This window comes from Micromonospora sp. NPDC048839, from assembly GCF_040649915.1.
Lineage (GTDB): Bacteria > Actinomycetota > Actinomycetes > Mycobacteriales > Micromonosporaceae > Micromonospora.
Map to the genome: position 1 here is coordinate 81,373 of NZ_JBEZGL010000018.1, position 22,063 is coordinate 103,435.

Consider the following 22,063-nt stretch of genomic DNA (forward strand, 5'->3'; position numbering starts at 1 on the left):
GAACGATAAGGGTCGTGCCTCGAAGGGTCCGGCTACGCATGAGACGCCACGCGATCCGCGCCGTCAGCGTTATCGAGGCCACGAGGCCACCTCGTCTGGCTCCGGTCGTTTGCAGGCTCGCGGGTGGAGGCGACCGTCGACCATCTCGTACACCGTATCGGCGAACTCCTGGCACATGATGTCGTGGGAGCACACAATGGCCAGTGTGCCCTGGCTGCACAGCCCCCGCACCAACTCGAACAGCTCACGGGAGTTCGTGGAATCCAACGCCCCAGTCGGTTCGTCTGCCAACAGAATTCGACGATCGCCGGCCAGCGCCCTGGCGACGCCGACTCGCTGACGCTGTCCGCCAGAGAGCTGCCCGGGCAGCCTGTCCTCCAGCCGGGCCAGACCTACCCGAGAAAGCTGGGACCTGGCCTCCGCGTACGCCTGGGCCGCAGCTATACCGCGCACCTCAAGAGGCAGCGCGACGTTTTCCACCGCCGAGAACTCATCGATGAGGTTGTCACCCTGGAACACGACGCCGACGGTCTCGAGGCGGAAACGGGCGCGGCCTGTCTCATCAAGCGAACCGACATCGAGTCCGCCGATCGAGATGAGCCCTGAGTCGGCGACGTCCAAGCCCGCCAACAGGCTGACTAACGTCGTCTTTCCCGACCCGCTGGACCCGTAGATGCAGACGAATTGGCCGGCGTGGGCCGTCAGGCTAACTTCCCTGACAGCCCACACCGTTTCAACCTGAGATACAAACGACCGGCTGACGTCGGCAATGCTCAGCAGGGCGTTTGGACTGGCGTCGTACAAATCAGCAACCACCGTTGGTCTTCCACGAGGAAACTTCGTCACTGTTGAGCGGTGAGACGTTGTCGTCGTTAGATCCGGCCCAGAATGTCTGACACGAACCAGAACTATTCGCGTTATCGTAGCCGGCCGCGCGCGTTTCCCGTGCTTCGGTTGCCCCAACTGTCCATCGAGTTGTTCGCGTCGCCACTCAGGTTTTCGTTGCCGCCGCCGCCGTCGCGTTCTCCGATCATGAACACGAATCCGTTACTCCCCCACATGCAGACTTTGTTGGCGTCGCAATCGCTGAATGCGGCCTGCGCTGGCGCCGCGAGCCCAAGCCCGCCTACTACTAGCGCCGCCGCTCCGACAACAAGCTTGATCTTTGCGGCAGTTGTCCTGACTCGCAAAACGCGCTCCTCTCAGCTCCCCGAATCGATCCTTCGACCAGACTGTGTGCGCGCACCAACTGAGCGTAACAACAGTAAAGAAGGAGGCCAATACTTCAGCGACGTGAGCCTTTGATTCCACTAGGGACTGTGGTCGGCTAGTCCCAACGCCGTTCAGTTAGAGCGCGTTTCACATTGGTGTCAGTCGGGTGCGTTGAAGGTGAGGCGTTGTTGGCGGGTGGCGGGTTTGCCTCGGGTGAGGCGGCGGAGCATGCCGCCGAGGGCGGCCCATCGGATCATGGCCTCTGACGTTGCGCGGTGGGTTTCGTAGTCGCGGGCCAGGCGGCGGTGGGCGGTGATCCAGGCCAGGGTCCGCTCCACGACCCAGCGGCGCGGGTGCACGACGAACCCTTGCTGGTCGGCGGGTTTACGGACGATCTCCACGGTGGTGCGCAGCAGGTCGCGGGCCCAGTCGACGACGCGACCGGCGAAGCCGGAGCCGGCGAAGACATGCCGGATCGGGGTCGCCGCGTAGGTGGCGAGCAGAGCGCCTTTGGCGCCGTCGCGGTCCTGCCAGGACGCGGCCAGGACCCAGACGGTGACCAGCAGGCCGAGGGTATCGGTGACGATGAACCGTTTCCGGCCGTTGATTTTCTTGCCGGCGTCGTAACCACGGGTAGCGCGGGGCACAGTGTCGGCGCCCTTCACGCTCTGCGAGTCGATGATCCCCGCCGTCGGCTCCGGGTCACGGCCGTGAGCCACCCGGGATCTGCTCACGTAGTTCGGTCAGGATCCGCTCGGTCACGCCCCAACTGTTCAGCCTCGTGAAGTGCGCGTACACGGTCTGCCACGGCGGGAAATCGACCGGCAGGTACCGCCACGCACAACCGGTACGCACCACGTACAAGATGGCGTCGATGACGGCCCGACAGGATTGCTTTTCCGGCCTGCCCATCCACTGCGGAGACGGCAGCATCGGCTCGATGATCTCCCGCTCGACGTCGGTCAGGTCAGACGGGTACCGCCGCACTCGATCCATACCCGTCTACCGACCGAGCTACGTCCACCGACCGGGCCCACTGTGCGACACACCCGACCGACCTACAAACCAAACGCGCTCTTAGCGCCATTGCCTTGGACCGAAGACAGCCCCGAACCCGTTCCTGTTTAAGGTTCACGTTAGGAGAAGGGCTCGCAGCGCCTGGCGCGCCTCCAATCTTCGGGATGGCCGAAAGTCACGGATACCTGATTCGCCGTTCCTCCTCGCTTGAGGGCCGCGCCTCCTAAAATTGCGCCGTTGCTACAACACGGGGGTAGGCATGAGCGAGGCGTACGACAGCATCAGAGTAGGCAAGCTGTTGGAAGAGGTTCGCCAGGGGGTATATGACGTCCCCCAGTTCCAGCGAATGTTCTCGCGGGACCGGGGATGGGTGGAAGTCCTCATGCAAACGCTGTGGGGTAGTGGACGTATCGGTGCCGCCCTCATCTGGCAACCGACAGATGACAGCGAGCGCATCGCCGGACGCTATCGCCGAGCACCGAATTCGGCGCTGTGGATCGTAGATGGACAGCAACGCATCACTGCCATCGCCGCTGCCTTCGGGCTGCAGCCCCCGTGGATGTCAACGGAGCAGTGGGAGAGATGCGGCGGGCCCTTGCTGCAGATGGGCATCACGAACACCCGAGGCGGAAAGCCAGCTTTAGTGCGGCCACGTCAACACGGACCTTACGTGTCGTTGGGGGCGGTGCACGGAGCTTCTGAAAGTGAGATCGAGGGTGTCTTGGCTGCGGGCAACCTTCCGACCGACATGGGTTTCGCCCTGCAGGTGCAGGAGAAGGTGCGCCATATACTTGACGTCGAGGTGCTGCGCGAGTGGCTGCACAGCGATCTTGAAGAGGCGTACAAGCACTTCGTCAACCGCAACAAGAAGTCCACGCAGATCGGGCTTCGTCCCGAGGAACTCGCGCTGTCAGTTCTTGCCCATTCCTTTGAACCACTGCTGCCTGACTACATCGACCCGATGATCGAGTCCGCGTCGAAACATGACCTGAGTGCCACGATATCGCTCCGTCGGCTCAATCATATGCTCCAGCGGATGCTTCCTCAGACAGTGAGCGGAAGGGCCGCCGTGTCTGCGCAACCAGCGGTCGTCGAGGACGCCGCGGACCGGCTGAAGACGGCGACGGATTCCGCGCTTCGGTACTTGGCGGCCCGTGGTCTCATTAGAGACGGATTGATCTCGTCGCCCTCCGTCCTCAACGTGCTCGTCGCGCTCTTTGATCGCTTCCAGCATGCCCAGGTTGACGACTTCGCGTTCCGGTGGATCGTGCACACGGTGGCAGGAGGACTGCAATTCAGCAGGCCGAGCATTGTCACGACCGCCCTTGTCGCGATCGCCCAAGGCGGCTCGTACGAGGACATATGCTCCCGATTGGCGGCCCTTTCGCCGCCCGGCCGGCCCGCCACTTTCCCGGAGCCACGTCTACACGTGCCCTCGCGCTCCTGGCAAGGGTGGGGGCCCGTGGGTTGTCTTTACGCCATGGCGAGCGCAACCGGCACGGCAGGGACTGTGCGAGACCTCCGCGATCCAGATGTCGCCTTCCCTGACCGGAGGATGTCGCTGCTGCCCCTCTGCGAGAACGCGGTTCGTGGACTGCTGATCCATCATGCGTTCATGTCTGACGCGACCGCCGAGGTGATCGCCGCCCACCACGGCTGGACCCGGCATGCCTACGACGAACTTTCGCCCGACGATGCGGTGCGCGCGGCTCACCAGCTACCGATCCCTCCGAAGGGCATCAAACCCGATGAGGTTGCTGACTGGCTTGCCAAGGAACGGGGACCTCTGCTCGCCCGCACCATCGACACTCTTCTGGAGGATATCGGGCCGCTGTGGGAGGAGAACGCGCTCTTCCCAACGGACCGCCACTGACCGGGAACGACATGAAGACGAACGAGCGACGGCTGTTGCTGGTCAACGAAGACCAGCAACGCATCGTCGACGGCCTGGTCGAAGCCCTCTCGAAGGAGGTCGGCAGCCGCGAACCGGTCACCATTGTCACCGCGCGTTTGACCCTGCGTGGACTGCTCCTACTTCTCCCCGCGCTCCGGCGACTGGCGCAATCAGGCACCGAACTACGGGTGCTCCTCGGAGTCACCCACGATGAGAGCGCCACCGTTACGGTGCCGTTCAATCCGACCCAGACGCCAAGCGACTTGGGTGCGCTGCTCGCAGCGGCAGATCGGACGATCCGAGCCGAGATCAACGAGATGCCACTGTCGAGGTCCGTAGCGCTCGCGCTGATCGAGCTGGTGGGCTTTCTCGATGCTGGACGGGTTCGATGTCGCCGCGAGGAGCATCGGGTTCTCGACGCCACTGGTGTCGTGCTGCCGCACCAGAACACGGGGATGCTCGGATCGGCGCGGCTAGCCGCCGCGGCGTTGACCAGCAACCGAGGCTGGCTCGGTGCTCTGACCTCAGCCGCGCAGCCCGAGATGGTTCATTGGGCCGACCAGTGGTGGACCCAAGCCGCCGAGTACGCCTTGGCCGACCGAATCCGGGTCAAGTTCCTGCCCCATCAACCACAGCTCATCTACCTGCGCATGCTGCAACTGGCCTTCGGCGACCAGGTCAATGCCCCCTCCTGGAGCTACCTGCGAGAAGACCAGTGCGACGGCGTCGCCAAGGCACTATCGATCCTCGCCCGGATCAACGGTGCGTTGCTCTGCGACGACGTCGGCCTCGGCAAAACTGATCAGGCACTCGCCATCGCTCGACACGTCACCAATACCTATCCTGGGCGGGTCCTCCTGGTCTGCCCGGCCGGCCTCAAGCGCTGGTGGGAAGAGGGCGGTCAACGGTGGGTGCTGCCTCTCGACGTCGTCAGCTACGAAAGCCTCACCCGGATGGTGGAAGCCGAAGCCGGTGAGTTCCACCATTACGGGCTGATCATCTGCGACGAGGCCCACCGGCTGCGCAATCCCAAAGTCAAGAGGATCGCCGCCATACGCACTGTGATCGCCGCGCAGCCCGAGCCGCCACGGCTCCTGCTGCTCACCGCCACCCCGGTCAACAACACCGGCCTCGACCTGTTTGAACTGCTGAGCCTCGCCGACCAGACGCTCGAGCCGCAGTGGAAGCCCGTCAAGGCCACCGCGCCGCAGCGAGCCCACGCTCGTAGCTCGGTCGCACGGCCTCTACTGAACGGGTGCCGAGACGCCCACACCTGGACGCCCGACTCAGGCAAGCTCCGCAGCTTCCACGACGAACTCGACCGGCGGATGGTCCGGCGGACCCGGTGGCTGATTCAGCGCGAGTACCCGGGGTCGGCAAAATCCTTTCCCGAACGGCAACACCTCCGGGTCGAGTACACCCTCACGCCACGCCTGCGCCGCCTCACAGCGGACGTCATGGACGCACTCGGCGCAACGACCCTCCTGGCCCCCGAAACGGCCCGCCAACTCCGGGAGCTGCGCGGCCCGAGACCACAAACTCGGCCACTCAACCTCTCCGCGTACCTGCCGCAGCAGTACGCCAACGAGCACATGCCGGCCATGCCGCTCGGCCCCATGGCAGCTCTCATCAAGATCATGCTGCTCAAGCGGTTGGAATCCTCACCCGCGGCCCTGGCAACCACTGCCCGGCGTATGGCCGCCCGCGTCGAACTCGCCCTCTACGACCTCGACAACGGACGTGTCTGCCTGCCGCATCCCAGCCTCGCCCGCCGACTCCTGGCCGCGCTCGGGACCGGCCTACCCATCGACGAAGACGTAGAGCACAGCCTGCCCTACGCCGAGGACGACGACATCGATGGCCTGCTGCTCAACAATCCGGTACCCCCTGCCGCCCAACACGTCCTGCCCGCCACCGACTTCGACGTTGTCGCGTTCCGAGCCGCGCTCACTCATGACCGTGAGATACTCCGCAGGCTCGCAGCCGACGCCAGCCTGGCCGCTCGCGAAGACCCGAAGTTCCTGGCCTTCGCCAACCAGCTAGCCCAGCTTGCCCGCGACCGGCCGGGCGAGAAAATTCTTGTCCTCATCAGCTCTCGGCACACCGCCGTCGACCTATACAACCGTCTCCAGCGCGTCGTAGCCTTCGACCCACGGCTGCGCCACCTTCAGGACCACATCGCTAACGCGGCGCCCCTGCCTCCACTGAGCACCAACGAACTGCTCGACCTCGTCGCGCGCTTTGCCCCCCGCACGGCCGCCCGCCCGAGGCGCAGCGTGCGCCAACACCACTCGCCCAACCTCTACGACATGTTGATCGGCACCGACGTCCTCAGCGAGGGTCACAACCTGCAGCAAGCCTCCATCGTGATCAACTACGACTTGCCCTGGAACCCGCAGGCGCTGGAACAACGCATTGGGCGAGTCGACCGGCACGGTGCCGAACGCCCAACCGTCGCCTGCGTAACTCTGCTACCCGACGCCGGCCTGGACATTCTCCTCAATCTCTTGAAGACCCTCCACGGCAAGATCGCCATTGCCGCAGCACTCGTCGGCGTGCCCTCGGCAATCCTCCCCGGCACCCACGCGACACCCCTGGACTTCGCAACCGCCCTCGACGGGCTCGACCACCCTCGCGCCACCACCGTTACCGAGCGCGAGCACCAACGGGCCATCCTCGGTAACGCCCTGCGCCTTCCCGGAACCATTGAGGCACTCAACGCGCTTCCACTGCCAGCCGGAGCCATCCACCCCGAACGACACCACCAACAGGGCGCGATCTTCTGCTTCCGGATCCACAGCGACGACGACTCATCTGACATCGTCTACTGCCACCTCGAAGACCGGCCCGACGCCCAAGCAGACTTCGACCAAGACCGGTGCCTGCGCCGCGCCCACCTTGACCTAAGCGGCTGGGCGCCACCCAGACCGGAGCAGTTACTCGACCCGGTCGCAGACCCGTTGCCATTCCAACAGCTATTGCTGCGTTTGACCGGCCGAGCCCGCCAGCAGACCGCAGCCCGTCTGAATATCTCAGCTGACGAAGCCGAGGCCCGAATCCAACTCCTGGTCTGGTTCGCCATGCTCCGCCAGCACCCCGGCGCCGTGTAAAGGAGAACACCCGGGCAGTGCCGCTGGCTCCTTGCGCATTACCGCCCAGTGCCATGCCTGAAATCGAGCCGCCACCCAAGAAGCCTCGGCCGCCGCCGCGGAAGGAGCAGCGAGTTCGTCGCCGCCCGCGAGCGCGCCGATACGGCCCTGCAGGAGGCGCTGAGCGACGGTGTGCACACGGTGCTGTAGCAGCGTCGACAGCGTCGCCGGCTGGTGGGGGCGGCAGCTCAGACGATTCTGGGGCGGGAGCGGTTGAGTCGCCTGGCTAGGTAGTTAGTTCCAGGGCGAAACCGCCCGCGCAGTACCATGGGCTTCTTGCTAGCGCGCGATACATCGCAGTCGTCCAGTGGTTTCGGCGAGTGGCGCTACGGCTATCTGCCTGATCGAGCAGGTAAGACTCCACGCCCGCCTGCCCCGCTGCATCAAACTGAACCTGAAGCGCTCCGGCAATCGCGGCCAGCTCATCAGCGGCCTGTACCGCATATAGCCTGTCGAGGTCGAACTCCGTGAAGTGGCAGCGCGCCCGTGTTGCCATGAGTTGCGACCATTTCTCTGGTGGGGAGACGAGAAATCTGAGCGCGGCCGGGGAGCCTTCGAGGACCTCTGCCTGCAACCACTCGTCTTCGTCTATATTGTCGAAGTACGGGTGGAGCGTGTGCGCCACATCAATCGCTGGAGTGGTGTCGGTCTTTGTCGTGTTGCATTCGATGCAGGCAGGGATCAGGTTGGCGGGTGTCACCGCTAGGAATGGGTACCGGGACTTTGGTAGGTGATGGTCGAGGGTCGTTACGTCCCGGTGACCGCATAACGGGCACCTGTGGGCTGCCATTCTCAGTGTCTCGTAAATCTCCCGCCCGGGAGCACCGGTTTTGGCCATCCGGTCAGTGTAAACCTTGACGAGTTTGTCGCAATCCCTCTTGCAGAACCCTTGGCAGGCCTTGTCGCATGGGCCTGTGTGGCTCGCCGGAGGATATGGCGGTTTGAAATCCTTGTCGTCCAAGACGTGTAGGGAATTCGCTTGGACTGCGGCCTCGAATTGTGTTGCTGCCTCGGTAACGCGCTCCGCGAAGCCCTCCAACCAAGCTCTGTCCGGCTGTCTGCTCCTGCTAATGCAGGTCACGTAGGAGTCCCGTGCGCTTATTGTCGGCTTCCGGACGGGCCACATTACTGTCGACCCTCGCGATCCCGCACCGCGACTAGGGCGCGGACAATCGCTTTAGCCTCGCCGCCGAGTTGGCCGCCGAAGTCACGGACCACCTCTTCGTAGGATCGGCCATCCGCGACTGCCTCGCTTAACTCGCGGTGAAATCCGGACCTCGTGACCTCCAGCCCGAAGACCTCGCGGGTCAGCGTTCCCACATTCTCACCAAAGGTTTCTATCTCTGGCCTCAGTGCCTGCGTCGCGTTGCCAAATCGTCTCAAAATGGATACGCAACTACGTGGAGTTTCTTGTAGAACGACTGGTGAGTGTGTGGCGATGATCGCCACACCATTTCGATTTATCAGGAGGTCGGAGAGCGCTCGAATAAACGCGGCAAGCAACGGTGGGTGCAGGTGTGTCTCGGGTTCGTCAATGAGCACCAGCGTCCGTTCCGTCACAAGCTCGGCGAGCCGTGTGACGGCCAGCAAAACGATCTTGTGTCCCGAGCTCAGGTTATCGAAGACAACTGCTGCCGCCGATCCGTCACCGGGGCTATCACCCGTTATCGAGGTGTGGATGTCTCTGAAAAGTGGGTCGGTCTCCAGTGTGGCCAAGGCGCGTAGCCAGCGCCTGCGACGGGCACCGGTAAGGCTAGACGCAGTTACCACGAAGTCCGCACCGAGGCCACGTGTCGCTGGCGCTACCTCGGTGTTAAGGGTGACATAGGTGTGTTTGATCGGCCCGCTTGCCTGGACTGGTGTAATCGAGTCGAACGCGCTGAAGCTAATCGAGATGACGTTGGCAAAGAAGGTTCCGTCGCTCGTCGCCATTAGGGTAAGGAGGCCGGAACCCTCGTCTTCGGGCGCCTCATCGACGATCAGGTGCGTGAGACTGTTCAGTAGGCGCGTCTTGCCGACACCGTTGGCGCCGATGAGGGCATGAATGTTCGTAGGTGGACGCGAGCCTGGCTTCACCTCAAAAGGCAATGCCATGCCGGGTGACTGATAGGTGAACTGGTATTCGACCTGCACCTGTCCACCTGTCGCGATCCGATGGTACTGCCCTCTAACTGTGGTTTCGTCGACTGCCCGAAGAAGGGAGGTCTGCATCGCTTGCTCGTGCCAAGCCCGCTGGAACAGGATTAAGTCGTAAGCCACATCCCGTAAGGCTTCGAGTATCGCCTCGCGGGCATCGTCACCCAGGAGCTGCAGCTGCTCGTAATAGGAGTCGTCCTGACCAAGCGAGAAGAAGTTCTCGCCAAGCACCTGGAAGCGATCCTCCAGGCTCGTGGTCTCCAGCTCCTGCATACCAAACCGAGCGATTTTTACTTGGCCGACGTATCGCGCGCCGTTCTCGTCTGCGTAGTGAAGTCGGAAGGTCGTCCGGAACGAGTAATCGTCCCAATTGTCCCTCTCAAGGAAGGCGCCACGCGCGCCGGCAGGTGGCTGCCCGCGAACCGGGAGGACGGTGAATTGCATGACAGCACCGTAGCGATCAACCAGCAAGAGTCGCGACGGCCGGACGGCGCATGGCACAGTTACGTTCGGTCGGTTGTGTTGGGCCGCCAAACACTGCAATCGCGGTCCTCGCCCAGCTTCTTCCGGCTGTCCTCGCGCCTGCCCGTGCCGTGAGTGAGCTTGGTCTGGATTCTCAGTCCGGACCGCGTCGAGACCAACCACGAGCGGGCGGGCGGGCATGCCGGCAGCGAGTCCATGTGGCGCAACCGCGTGTCGCACCTACCGGCGAAGCCGTTGGCTATGAGCGATCGAGCCCCGTTGCCTGAGAATGCGGGCGGGCCCTGCCGGTCCCAGCGCCCAACGGTGGTACGGCCTGGTGCCCAGTGGCTCGACCAACCCGGGACTACACCGTGAGGCGTCCGAAGCCGTAGCAATTCTGGCCGCTGCGCCGGGGACGGGTCGGGCGGTTAGCCGAGCGCGGCGATCGCCTCGTGCAGTTCGCGGCGGGCCGGCACGGTCGGAAAGCGTGCTGCTAGAACGGTGTCGAGCGTGCGGAGTTCTTTGCCGATGCGGGCGGAACCGGTGAGGTGTGCCGCTGAGGCGCTGCGCATCCCGAGCGCGACGGCGCGCTCCGGTTCCGGTTCTTTCGTTGCCAGGACGGTGTTGGCAAGTTTGGCCAGTAGATGCCCATGATCCCGGCGCAGGTGCTCGCCTGTTGCTTCGATCTTGCCTTCGAGGATGCGGACGGCCGTGGCTGCCTGTCCGCAGGCCAGGTAGCCGCCAGCGGATTGTTCTTCCAGCACGTCGAGGTTGTATTGGTGCAGGTAGACCGGCGCGTCGGGGTCGACGTCGTCGGGATGGTCGTGGAGGAGTGTGAAAGCGTCTTCGAGTTTCCGCTGGAATCGGGTGGCGTCGCCGTAGAGCGCCCATCCGCGGGCTTCCTGCTGCGCGGCCAGCGCCTGCAGGCGAGGGCTTGTCGCTCCGGGCACCCTCCGGGCGCCGGCCGCGAGTTCGATCACGTCACGAGCATCGTTGTCGAGTAGCGCGATGTTCGACTTGCGGATCATCAGGTACGCCACCGTGGCGTAGTCGCCTGTGGCCTGCGCCCACTGGCTTGCGCGGTCTGACCAGTAGCGGGCTGCGGTGGTGTCACCGAGGTCCTGGTGCAGCCAGCCGGCGAACTCGCCGTACTGTGCGAGCAGTCGTAGCACGGGTGCGGTGGTGTCGGGTGGGGCGGTGCGCCGCAGCCGGTCAAGGACTCGGATCTGGGCGAGGGTCGTTCCGATGAGCTGCCGGGGGCCGAGCATCTTGTCCGCGGTGAAGTGTTCGTTCAGCAGCCGCCCGAAGTAGTCGAGCGCCTGTGAATCCACCGCGTTTTCGCCGGCGAGAACCTTGACGACGCGGTCGGCTTGATCAGGATCGGTCACGCCTCCGGGCAGGACAGTGCGGAGCAGGCCACTGGCCATGAGTTCACCGAGCTGGCGTCGGGACAGCTTCACCAGCACCGTCCTCCCGTCCGGTGTCTGCAACTCCAAGGTCACGCTATCGCCATCATCGGTGTGCAGGCCAGCCAGCGGAAGGATCGTGCGTCTCTTCGCTGGCGCCCCGTCGGCCGGGGCCAGGGAGCGCAACAGCTTCAGAAGGCCGCCGGCGTTCAGGGCGGTGTCGATGCCTTGGACCCATTCGGTGGCGGGCAGATGTTCGCCGTGCTCGGCGCGGCTGAGCCGGGTGTAGTCGTAGCGGGCCTGCGCGGCCAGGGCGCGCAGGCTCATGCCTGCTTCGGTGCGCAGGTGATGCAGGACCACGCCGAACACGTGGCGCACGGCGTCGCTGTCTGCCTCCATACGACCGACCTTTCGATCCGAAGACGTCGATGTTGCCGCAACACCGGCTCCCTTCTCAACCGTCAGCCCGGCGGTAACGCTGTGTGTATCGGCCAGACGGCCTGGGTTAGCCCGCTACAAGGAGGCAGCACGTGCAAAGACTCTCTCTCGTTCGGCTCGCGGTGGCACCGATCATGGCCGCTGCCGTCCTGCTCGCGGCATCCTCTGCCCAGGCAGCCGCTCCGGATCCGGCACCCGCCGAGCCGACCGGCACCGCCTGGACCGCCACGACCAGCGACGCCGCAGCCCAGGCCGGTCTGGCCCTGACCGTCGACAAGGACACCGGCCAGTGGCGCATCCAGCAGGCCACCGAGTCCGGGATGACGCCGAACTACCCGGTGTCCTACTGCTACGGGAACTTCACCGACCCGCGGATGCTCGGCTCGTCGACGCTGGAGTTCGGTGGGGCGCAGACCTGCGACAACGCCCGCGACTGGCCACACCGGATCGTGGTCGAGTTGCAGAGCACCTGCTCCGACATCTGGTGCATCATTTTCCAGGACGAAGGGTCGGTCGACTCGCAGTGGCGCATGGCCCGGGTCGCGAACGCCTTCGGGGGCCTCGGCTGCGACAACTCCGACCGCCGCAAGTACCGGCTGTCGACCGACGTGTACGCCCGAAACATCTACATCGGCAACGTGCTCAGCACGACCGAACCCATCCTGCGCTGCTCGATGTGACCGTGCGGCAGGAGGCGGACGGCTAGCGTGACAACATGACCATCGCAGACCCCCGCCTCCTGCGCCCGCCGGCCGTGCTCAGCCGGGCCGCCGGTCTCGCCCTGCTGCACTGGGGTGTCGTCGACGGCCCTCACGGGCTGTCGCTCGTCGTCGAGGTGGTCGACGAGGACGCCACCGGCGCCCTGCAAACAGGGCCATGGAAAGACCCGCAGACCGACAACCTCTCGATACACGTCACCACCGGCGACGCCGAGCCGATCTACCCGAAGACGATGGCCCGGTTCTCCGGACCGGCCTGGCAACGATGGATGGTCACCTTCGACCGCTACGACCGTCCGGCCCGGGTCAACGCCGCCACGGCGACAATCACGATCACGGCCCGACCGGTCGACCTGCGAGCCGCCATAGATCTCTCCGGCCGCGCCTGAAAACGCCGGACCTCAAGTAGAAGAGGCATACGGGGATGCCTTGACCCGCATCCGTGCGGTACCGGCCGCACACCGCCTTCACCACATCATCCTGGCCGTGCGCCCTTTCAGGTAGTCGACCAGCGGACAACCCGCCTGGCGATCTCCGCGTCCAACGGGCTCATGTCGTCGCCCACCGGTTCCGACGGCGGCCACCACCGGAAACCCAGCGCCTCATCGTTCACCGTCAACCGGGGCGGAGCCTCTAACTGGACCTGATACACAGCGAGGATTTCCCGGCGTTTCGGCTTGGTAAGGCCGAACTCCGCCACGCCGGCGAAGGTAAGGTCCGACACGTCAAGGCCAGTCCCCTCACGTAGTTCCCGTCCCGCGGCCTGGCGTGCGCTCTCACCCGACTCCCGCATACCCCCGGGAAGCTCCCACTGCTTTCGCCAGCTGTCGAACATCATCAGGACCGCGTCCCCGTGGGTGACGACCACCAACGACGCGGGCACAGGCACCTTCTCGATCAGCCGCGGCAGTTCCTTTTCTGCCACCCAGGCGAGCCGCAGGTCCACATCCTCGCCGTCTCAGACTGGTTCGACGGCGGTACTGGAGCCATCTACGGCTTGCACCGGCAACTCAGCGGCGCCGTGCATGTCAGCCTCGCTACGCTCACCACCTACCTTGAGTGGCGGGGAGAGCGCGAGACGCCCGCACTGCGACCGGACGGAGTCGGCGGCCGTGATCCCGAGCAGGCCCTCGCATTAGGCTGGAGTGCCGTGCTGGCTATGAGTGCGATCGAGCGCCTCCGTAGCGGTCAGCCCTACCTCGCCAAAATCTACAAGATCAGCGATGATCACGAACTCGTGCCGGATCTTCGGCGCGCCGAATCGGCGCCCTGACGTTCGGCATCTAGCCCTGTTCGGCTGCGGTTGCAACGGGGCTTTGGTCCTGCAAGCCGTCGGACAGGTTCCAGCGTAGGGCGGAGGGCGTGGGACGACCTATTGGGAGTACGCCCACGACGATCAGCCGGGGCGTTTCGGTGGGAGTTCGGGATCGCGAGGCCACCCACACGCTGTCGTCGAAGCTCGTGTAGCCGCTCGCGTGGTTGCTGTGGTCCCCGATCAGCAGGATGCCGAAAGGTGGTGTGGTGGCGGTGTAGTTGACTGCCTGGGCGATGTACTTGTCTTCCAGGCTTGGTGCGGTCCAGCCGCTGGTGTGGCGCTTGACCTCGACGTTGAACCGCATTCCCGGCGACGGGGTGTAGGTGATGTCAGTACGCCCGGAGGCAACGTCGACCACCTCGCGATGCACCGTCCCGTTGGGAAGTCTGGAGATCAGGTGCTGAAGGCAGTCGTTCTGCAGAGCCTTTTCCGGCCACTGCTTCCCCGACGGGGGAGGACCGAGGTACGCGGTCACGGAGCCCAGGTAGTCAGCCTGGGCGTCGAAGCGATGGTGAACGAACTGCAGGACGTGGCTTAGAAGTGTGGTGAAATGAGCGCTTACTGGGTGATTCCAGCCAGAACTGCCGCCCAATTCTTCGAGGACGCGCTCGAGCTTCTGATCAAGTAGGACGTTCCCTGTGAGGGCGTAGCCGCGCTCGTGGTCAAGCACCATCTTGCGGAGGTGCTCCTGAAGGTCAGGGTCCTCGACGGCTTCGAGCAGCTCCAGGACCGGCTGCCCAGCCGACGATTTTCCCGGCGGCTCCGCTGGTGATCCAGCGCCGAGGGCTGCTCGGCGAACGCCAATGGCGGCGTGTAGGTGGTTGGCGTCAGGATGTGCGGCCATAACTGGATCGACCTTGAGCGCTTGCTCGAGGTGATGGAGTAGACCCATCTCGTGAATGAAAGCGGCCTCCACTGAGGGGGACACCAGGCGCTCAAGCCCTCCTGCGCCTGCGGGCGTGTGGACAGCCCTGCTGGCTTCGTAGACCTGCAACACGCTGGTCAGCACGGCACTGGCGTCGTACCAGCTCGGCTCATGCAGGTGAGTGGCGGTGGTAGTCAGGGTTGTCACGAGCCGGGCCCAGGCGGCTTCGGTCTGGCCTCGTGCTTCGAGCCAACGCGGTTGATGCATGCGGCTGGACCAGGCGCCGCGCTGCATGACCACGGCGCCGAGGGAGTCGGCTGCGGCAGCGATGCGGTCACGGATTGCGGGGTCCGGTCCCGAGGTAAGACCCGTGAACAGCAGCACGGCGTCGACGGCGTGGGCGTAGGCGCGCGCGTCGAGGCGCGCCTCCTGGGCGCCGTCTACCCTGTGCATGAGCATCGCTGCGTCACGGAGCAGCCGCGTAACTTCGGCTCGGTCAGATGCTTGCAGGCCGGCCCGCAGGGCAATCACGGCCAATTCGTACCGAGCGTCGTTGCGGGTGGCTGGTGGTAGATCAAGATGTGTCTCAAGGGTCTGCAACACCGCGACAAGATTCTCGTCGTCGTAGTGGTCGTGTGCGACTCCGATGAGCAGGGGCAGGCGCTCCAATGCCTCAGGAGGCTCGGTGCCGTCGATCTCGGTCAGAATCCACAGGATCTGGTGGGGGTTTGCGTACTCGCTGATGGACAGCTGCAGCAGGCCAGCGATCGCAGTGTGGGCGTACGCCGGGTCGAGGCCACCCTGCAGCGCGTCAGTGGCATGACGAGCCAAAGACTGTGCGGTGCTCTTGCCGAACGTGCCTAGCAGTTCGGGGTGTTGATAGAGGACGTCGAGGGCTTCGGCTAGGACCCAGGCTGCGTGAGGCTCATGGATCCCGGCCTTGATCGCAGCGAAGAGCGGCTCCGTGTGGGTAGCAGGGGGTTGCGAGGCGTCCTGTGCCACCGCTTGCAGCAGGTAGGGAAAGAGCGGGCCCTTAGCCAGGGACCGTGCTTCCACCAGCACGGCGTCCAGGCCGCCGAGGTCCGAGATGCTCGGGCCTTGATCGAGCTGTTCCTGGGTCGCGGCCGTAGCCCACTCCGCGAGGGCGTTTTCCACCGTGGTCATCCTGCGCTCCCCGGTCAGTGGCACCGGCCGTGCTCGGGCCCTGGCTCAGTAGATCACTTTCGCGCTAGAACATGTGATCACCATCATTGGTAATGATCCTTTCGTCGGAGAGTAGGCCGTCAATCAGCGGCGGTGTCGCCGTTGTCAGGATGATTTGGAGCGCCGGAAGTTCCTCTGCCAGGTCCCGTAGAGCCATGATCAGTTTGCGGCCTGGTTCCGTTGTCACTTCCTCGGCGCCGACGGCGTCGATCAGCAGCAGCCCTGGGTGGGAGGCGGCGCCTCGCCGAGTGCTGATCCGCAACATGGCGATGACGGTGGCGATCCGCATCCGCAGGCGCTCGCCGCGGCTGAAGTCGTCAAAGGGCGTCTTTTCGCCGTCTTTGATCGCGTTGATCCGTCCGTTGCGCTGGATGTTCACTGAGTCGAGGTCTGCGACCCCGAAGGTCCGCGCCAGCTCGACGATGTGCTGGTTCAGGTCAGGAAAGAGGTTCTTCGCCGCCTCTTGGACCGTGCCCTCGACCACGGAGTGAAACGTGAGGAGGATCTGCTCCGAGCGGTTCGGCTGGGCCGGCTCGCCGCCATCGTCAGAGCCAGTCGCCTGAAGCTGGCCCTCCAACCGCGCCGCCTTGAGGTCCAGATCGCGCATCGCTTGATACGCCCGCGCCACGCTGACGTTGTTGAGCTCAAGGACGGCAGCCTCATGGCGACGCTGGGCATCCGCCGCTTCTCCAGCGCAGGCATCGAGGTGCGCCTTGGCTTGCTGCCGTGTTTCCCGAGAGTCGCGCACCTGCTCCTCCAGCTCGACGAGCCTGGCGGCCGTCAGCTCCGGATCCACCGGCGGTAGCGGGCGGGTGCAGACAGCGCAGGAGGCGTCCTGGCGCTCAACGGAGTACCGGTCCTGTTCGAAGGGCATTTCACAGCGCGAACAGCAGGTCGGTGACAAACGACCCAGCACCCGCCGAGCCTCTTCCGTCTCCCGGGCATCCATCAGCTGCTGTTCAGACAGCAACCACACCTGCTCGGCGGCCTGTTGAGCATCCTCGGCTGCCGTGTAGGCATCCCGGGCGGCACGCAGGTCAGCCAGCGCGGCATCAACCGCCGCTAGCGCCACCTCGGCCAATGGACTGACGGCCCGCTGCGCTGCCGCCAGCTGCCGGCGAGTGCCCTCGAGTTCCCGCTTCCACTGCGCGCGTTCTTGGCCGCGAATCGTCCGGTCCTGATCGGCACGGTGAGCGGCTTGGTTCGTGGACTTTGTGTGCCGCTTCTTCGCGGCGGAGAGGTGAGTCAGCAGGGAGGTGTAGGGGATCCCGATGAACAGCTCTAGCAACTTCGCTGGCAGCGCCCCTGGTACGTCTCCAAGCAGGAGTTTGTCTCCGCCCGGGTTGAGGTAGACGGCGCCAAAGTACGCCGGCCAGCCGTGCACCTGAGCGGCACCCTCGCCGTCTAGCCCGCCACTCTTGTTCCAGAGCTCCGTGGAATCCAAGCCAAGCGACTCCCGCATGAAGGCCCCGATGAGCTGCTCCACCGGCTCCTCGCCGTCGGCGCTGACCAACATCCGCAGCTCGCCGTCGGTCGCGGCCAGCATTTGGCCCTCGGTATCGGCCGACAGCAGCACAGCGGTCACATGGGGTCGCCCGCTCGACACGTCCTGGTTGATCACCACGCGGACGTGCTGGCCGCTGACGGTGACGTCGACGGCGATGCGTCGGACCCAGGCTTTGACGTGGTTAGGCAGATCGCGTGTTCGGCCCCGCAGCGCCCATACCAAGAACTCCAGCAGGCTTGTCTTCCCGGCGGAGTTGCTCGGGTGCATGATCGCCCAGACGCCGGCGTCCAAGCGCCGGTCGATGTTGATTTGTTCGCCGGTCTTCTTGACGCCCTCGACGCGCAGTCGCAGCACTTTGATGCGCCGATGCGGCGGGATCGGGCTGGGCAGGGTGATACCGAATTCCCGCAGCACCGTCTCTACATCGGCCACCGTCGCCGAGGACTTTGTCGCGGCGGTCGCTAACAGCTCGCCGGGGCTGGGTGGCGTCCAGGTCTGCACCGCCGCCGGGCTCACAGTGGCCGTCACCGGACCAGCTCCTCTCGGGCAGTGGGGGACGGGACAGCCGCCCGGACTTCGGCCAGCCGGCGGCGGGCCTGTTCCGTGATCGCCGGGATGTAGGAGCCGATGGGGGTGTCGGCGTATTCGCGCTGCAGGTACTGGCGAGCCTTGATGTGGCTGCCACCCAAGCTGTCTACGAGTGCCACCACGGTTCGGGTCCGATCGCCGTACCAGCCGAGCGCGGGTGCTTCCCTCAGGAGGTCGACGGCGGTCCTCTGCCCCTTCTCGAGCAGGTAATAGTTGTGCTGAAGGACTCTGCGTTCGCCGAGCCGGTCGTGCTTACGCGCCAGGCCCCTCTCAACGAGGACCGACAGGGCGTTGTCCAGCTGCTCGAAGGCGCCGAAGCGGTGCCGCAGCATGGGGAAACGGCGTAGGTCGGGCTCCTGCGACGACAGGATGCGCTCCGCCTCGTCGACAAGTCCTGGTGAGTCCGGGTGGGACTCATACTCGTTCAGAAGCTCGTTGGCGAGGTAGTCCGGGTAGCGGACCCAGAAGTCCAGCTTCTGCAAGCGCACCTGTGTCCGAACGATGCCTACGGCACTCGGTGGTGCCTCGCTGTCGTCGCCCACCGGTTTCGCGGCTGCGTCGATCAACAACAGGAGCCGAACCGCGTCTTGCCAGAGGCTGGCGTGCCGGACCATCATCTGAGTCACGTGTAGAGCCAACCGGATCACCACACTGCGTGTCTAGACCCGTCGCGCGGCGTAAGGCGACTTCTGGCCGAGGCGGTCGATCTACGCGCCGATCGATCGGACACCCAGCGCCGGCGGGCTGACGTCGGCCGGGGCAGCGGTTGATCCGTGGCTGCTCGGTGGCTGCTCGGGCGACGGGGGACGGGCGTGGATTTACCGGGACGCAGCCGGATTTCATCAGCTACCGCTAGCCCTCGCACTAATCGACCGCTAGCGATGGCCATTGCCTGCAGCGCCTGGACCAGCAAGGACGTGGCTGGACGGGGTTGGACTAGGGGGGTTGCGGGTCGACTCTATTTGGTGTAGAGTGGTATTTGTAGGAGACTGTGGATAAACCTGTGACTACGGATCAGAAGGTTAGGGGTTCGAGTCCCTTCGGGCGCACAAGATCAAGAGAGCCTGACCTGCGGAAACGCAGGTCAGGCTCTCTTGCTTATGGTCCCTCGTGGAGGCTTGGCTACTCGGTGGATGCTCCTCCATCGACGTGAGTGGCCTTCCGGTCTATGCGCCGGGGGCGGGTTTGCATCAGCTTGTTCGCCTCGTCGCGGAATCGCCGTAGCGCGGCATTGCGCGCGCCGTGAGGGCTAGGAGTTGTTCTGTTCGGGTGCTGACACGTCAACCGGAGATAACCCTGGAGTCTGAGAGGCCCTGGGGCCACCCGATGACGCGCTCGGCGGTGACGCCTCGAAGGTCGGCCCCGTTCCACCGGGCCCCCTTGTGAAGGTCTCGACCGTCGGTCCGCCGACCCACTCAGGTCACTCGGAACACCGGCCACCCGATCTCGGTGCGCCACGCGGCCGGATCGCTTGCGTCCCGAGGTCCGACGAGGTAGACCTCCCGCACCGGCCCCGCCACCGACATCGCGTTCTTCACGACCCAGGTACCGAGCTCGCCGTAGGTGACCTCGATGCCATCGTGCTCGCCAACGTGGGTGGCCACTGCCAGTTCCGCAGCGGGTAGGGTCGCGGCGTGCACCCGCCCGGTACGAGGTGGAGCGGCCGTCGGCAGGTAGACCAACACGTGACCGCGGCCCTGCTCGAACAGGGAGTTGTCGTAGGTGCCACCCGGTGGACCGGTCACCCCGTCGCCAACGGCCACCTCCAACTCGGCCATTGCGCCCGCGAACCAGGCTTCGACCTCGCCCTCGTCGACCACGGCCGCCACCGCCGCGACCGTGCGGGCGGGCTCGGCACGGAGCTCCACCTTGATCGGCGCGGGGTCGGGCCGAAGCAGGCGGCGCAGCGACGCGACCGCGGCTCGGGTGCGGTCGAGTTCGGCCTCCAACCGTTGGAGGTGGTCGGCGATCAGGGTCGCGCGGACACCGGGGTCGGGGGACCGCAGGATCCGCTGCACGTCGCCCAGGGGGACGTCGAGTTCGCGGAGCCGGCTGATGACCTGGGCGGTCGGGATCTGCTCGACGGCGTAGTAGCGGTAGCCGGAGGTCTCGTCCACTACGGCGGGTTCCAGTAGGTCGCCCTCGTGGTACCGACGCAGGGTCCGCACGCTCAGGTGGGTCAGGCGCGAGAACTCCCCGATCGTCAGCACCTTCGCAGTATGAAGTCTCCCCCAGGGGGAGAGTCCAGCGTTTGACCCTCCTGCACGGCGAGGCCACACGGTGGGCTCATGACACAGCACAACAGCCTCCGGTCCGATCTACTCCCAGCCGCTGTCCGCGGTTTCCTCGCCGCTCACGTCGTCCGCGACGCCGACGCAGCATCGTCGTTCTTCGCCGAGGACGCGGTGGCCGTCGATCAGGGCGAGTCCTTCCGCGGCCGAGAGCAGATCCACGCGTTCCTGCGGGACGCCGGCTCCGAGTTCGAGTACACGACCGAGCGGATCGGCACCACTCGCATCGACGACGGCCACTGGGTGGTGACCCTGCGGCTCGAGGGAACCTTTCCAGGCGGCGTCGCCGAGCTCGACTACCGGTTCACGATCCGTCGGGACGCCGTCGCCGAACTCGTCATCGCCAACCACGGATCCTGACAAGACCCGCATCACGTCAATCTTCAGAGGAGAGAGAATGCCTACCTCAGATCGCGATCGTCTCGATGGACGTCGTGCGCTGGTCACGGGCGGATCGAAGGGCTCAGGCAAGGCGGTCGTCGAGAGACTGCGGGAGATGGGCGCCGACGTCTACGTGACGGCCCGGACAATGCCCGAGGGGTACGAGCACCCCGACCGGTTCATCGAGGCCGACACCTCGACGGTCGAGGGCGCGAAGGCGGTGGCCGACCGGATCGCCGAGACCGGCGGCGCACTGGACATCCTGGTGCACGTCGTCGGAGGTGCCTCGACGCCGTCCGGTGGGTTCGCGGTCATCACCGACGAGCAGTGGATGATCGAGCTGAACCTGAACTTCCTCGGAGCGGTGCGGCTCGACCGAGCTCTCCTCCCGGCGATGATCGAGTCCGGGTCGGCGGTGGTGCTGCACTTCACCTCGATCCAGCGTGAACTTCCTCAGTACGACGCGTCTCTGGCCTACGCGGCAGCGAAAGCCGCGTTGCGCACCTACAGCAAGGGGCTCGCCAACGAGGTCGCCCCGCGGGGCGTCCGCGTCAACGCGATCAGCCCCGGCGGAATCGAGACGGAGGCCTACGAGAGGTTCGTGGACCGAATCGCCGAGGGCAACGGGATCAGCCGCGAACAAGCCAAGCAGAGCATCTACGACTCCCTCGGAGGCGTACCCCTGGGACGGTTTGCCAACACTGAGGAGATCGCCGACCTGGTCGGATTCCTGGTCTCGGACCGCGCCTCGGCCATCGTGGGCGCCGAGTACGTGATCGATGGCGGAACAGTCCCGACCGTCTGAGCCCGCAAACGGGTTCGAGCAGTTACGTGCGGGGACTTGGAGGAGAGGGCTATTCGTGTTCCCCGCCCGGTCACGGGCCGCCCCAGGACCGGCCGCGCTGCGGACGTCATCGTCTCCTCCGCGTCGGAGCGGGTGCGCCACACGCGGTCGACGAGTGTGGGCAGACGACCTGGTCGACGCCCACCGAGTAGAACACCGACTGCCCCGTGACCACGCGGAACCCATTGGTAGCAAGTCGTGTAGGCCGTCCCATGGTTCGACGGTCGCAGCGGCGTAGTTCGGCCCGGGGCGGTGCCCATGGTTGCCGAGGATGCAGTCGGTCGGATTGGCCAGGACGATGCCCTGCTCGACCAGCCACGACAGCACCTCGGCCCCCAGGTGGTCAGCCTCTTCGGGGGTCGCCTCGACGTCGGCAATAGTCTCGAACCATTCGCCCACCGCTCACCCTCCGCCCACCGGTCGGCGGACATCCTGACAGCAACGAGTGACAGCAACAGGCTCGGACTCGACAGGACCTGGCAGGACGCCAACCGGCATGAGACAGGGCCGGCCGTCCCGATGTCGAGTGCATGGCGACCGGGACGGCGGGCCCATAACGCCGCGCTCGCGCGCGTCGCCGGACCGTCGCACACGGTGAGAGTTAGTTCACAGCGGCACGGTGGGACATCCATTGTG

At 65.3% G+C, this 22,063-nt stretch carries 16 protein-coding genes and 1 pseudogene; 7 read left to right on the plus strand and 10 right to left on the minus strand.

Features of this window, described 5'->3' with window-relative positions; genetic code table 11:
* Positions 1-69: 69 nt before the first annotated feature.
* The gene (locus AB0C25_RS27995) at positions 70-816 is read right to left on the minus strand and encodes an ABC transporter ATP-binding protein (protein ID WP_357310282.1); all 747 of its coding nucleotides are present in this window, start codon (positions 814-816) and stop codon (positions 70-72) included.
* 543 nt (positions 817-1,359) lie between these two features.
* Positions 1,360-2,236 (minus strand): annotated as a pseudogene (locus AB0C25_RS28000) (IS5 family transposase).
* Between the two features lie 252 nt (positions 2,237-2,488).
* Between AB0C25_RS28000 and AB0C25_RS28005 the strand changes: the two are divergent.
* On the plus strand, positions 2,489-4,102 hold the full coding sequence (locus tag AB0C25_RS28005; protein WP_357310285.1) for a hypothetical protein: 1,614 nt from the start codon (positions 2,489-2,491) through the stop codon (positions 4,100-4,102).
* A gap of 11 nt (positions 4,103-4,113) precedes the next feature.
* A complete protein-coding gene (locus AB0C25_RS28010; protein ID WP_357377106.1) occupies positions 4,114-7,233 on the plus strand; it encodes an SNF2-related protein in 3,120 nt (1,039 codons plus the stop codon).
* 265 nt (positions 7,234-7,498) lie between these two features.
* Here AB0C25_RS28010 and AB0C25_RS28015 read toward each other — a convergent pair whose 3' ends face one another.
* The 3 genes from AB0C25_RS28015 to AB0C25_RS28025 all read right to left on the minus strand — a co-directional run bounded on the left by AB0C25_RS28015 (position 7,499) and on the right by AB0C25_RS28025 (position 11,675).
* Positions 7,499-8,398 carry an HNH endonuclease signature motif containing protein gene (locus AB0C25_RS28015; RefSeq protein ID WP_357310289.1) on the minus strand — a complete coding sequence of 300 codons (900 nt, stop codon included), beginning with the start codon at positions 8,396-8,398 and terminating at the stop codon, positions 7,499-7,501.
* A complete protein-coding gene (locus AB0C25_RS28020) occupies positions 8,398-9,852 on the minus strand; it encodes an AAA family ATPase (RefSeq protein WP_357310291.1) in 1,455 nt (484 codons plus the stop codon). Before AB0C25_RS28020 ends, AB0C25_RS28015 begins: the two co-directional genes overlap by 1 nt.
* Before the next feature lie 446 nt (positions 9,853-10,298).
* Complete coding sequence (locus AB0C25_RS28025) at positions 10,299-11,675, minus strand: helix-turn-helix transcriptional regulator (protein ID WP_357310294.1); 1,377 nt, start codon at positions 11,673-11,675, stop codon at positions 10,299-10,301.
* A gap of 131 nt (positions 11,676-11,806) precedes the next feature.
* Between AB0C25_RS28025 and AB0C25_RS28030 the strand changes: the two genes are divergently transcribed.
* Together AB0C25_RS28030 and AB0C25_RS28035 are read left to right on the plus strand one after the other, a co-directional pair.
* The gene (locus AB0C25_RS28030) at positions 11,807-12,394 is read left to right on the plus strand and encodes a hypothetical protein (RefSeq protein WP_357310296.1); all 588 of its coding nucleotides are present in this window, start codon (positions 11,807-11,809) and stop codon (positions 12,392-12,394) included.
* A gap of 35 nt (positions 12,395-12,429) precedes the next feature.
* Entirely contained in the window at positions 12,430-12,822 is a 393-nt protein-coding gene (locus AB0C25_RS28035) for a hypothetical protein (RefSeq protein ID WP_357310298.1), read from the plus strand.
* Between the two features lie 107 nt (positions 12,823-12,929).
* On the opposite strand, the gene AB0C25_RS28040 is transcribed toward AB0C25_RS28035, so the two are convergent.
* Positions 12,930-13,379, minus strand: a complete 450-nt coding sequence (locus AB0C25_RS28040) for an NUDIX hydrolase (RefSeq protein ID WP_357310300.1) — start codon at positions 13,377-13,379, stop codon at positions 12,930-12,932.
* Positions 13,380-13,430: 51 nt separating this feature from the next.
* Here AB0C25_RS28040 and AB0C25_RS28045 point away from each other — a divergent pair, with 51 nt between their 5' ends.
* Positions 13,431-13,706, plus strand: coding sequence for a hypothetical protein (locus AB0C25_RS28045; protein WP_357310302.1), 276 nt, complete (start codon positions 13,431-13,433; stop codon positions 13,704-13,706).
* Between the two features lie 10 nt (positions 13,707-13,716).
* On the opposite strand, the gene AB0C25_RS28050 is transcribed toward AB0C25_RS28045, so the two are convergent.
* From AB0C25_RS28050 to AB0C25_RS28065, 4 genes are all read right to left on the minus strand, one after another.
* Positions 13,717-15,777 (minus strand): hypothetical protein, encoded by a 2,061-nt coding sequence (locus AB0C25_RS28050; RefSeq protein WP_357310305.1) that lies wholly within the window; start codon positions 15,775-15,777, stop codon positions 13,717-13,719.
* Between the two features lie 64 nt (positions 15,778-15,841).
* Positions 15,842-17,851, minus strand: coding sequence for an ATP-binding protein (locus AB0C25_RS28055; RefSeq protein WP_357310307.1), 2,010 nt, complete (start codon positions 17,849-17,851; stop codon positions 15,842-15,844).
* Positions 17,848-18,561, minus strand: coding sequence for a hypothetical protein (locus AB0C25_RS28060; protein WP_357377107.1), 714 nt, complete (start codon positions 18,559-18,561; stop codon positions 17,848-17,850). Before AB0C25_RS28060 ends, AB0C25_RS28055 begins: the two co-directional genes overlap by 4 nt.
* Positions 18,562-19,326: 765 nt before the next feature.
* Positions 19,327-20,121, minus strand: a complete 795-nt coding sequence (locus AB0C25_RS28065) for a MerR family transcriptional regulator (protein ID WP_357377108.1) — start codon at positions 20,119-20,121, stop codon at positions 19,327-19,329.
* Positions 20,122-20,199: 78 nt separating this feature from the next.
* Here AB0C25_RS28065 and AB0C25_RS28070 point away from each other — a divergent pair, with 78 nt between their 5' ends.
* Both AB0C25_RS28070 and AB0C25_RS28075 read left to right on the plus strand, forming a co-directional pair.
* On the plus strand, positions 20,200-20,562 hold the full coding sequence (locus AB0C25_RS28070) for a nuclear transport factor 2 family protein (protein ID WP_357377109.1): 363 nt from the start codon (positions 20,200-20,202) through the stop codon (positions 20,560-20,562).
* A 37-nt stretch (positions 20,563-20,599) separates the two neighbouring features.
* Positions 20,600-21,388 carry an SDR family oxidoreductase gene (locus AB0C25_RS28075; protein ID WP_357377110.1) on the plus strand — a complete coding sequence of 263 codons (789 nt, stop codon included), beginning with the start codon at positions 20,600-20,602 and terminating at the stop codon, positions 21,386-21,388.
* The last annotated feature ends 675 nt before the right edge of the window (positions 21,389-22,063 follow it).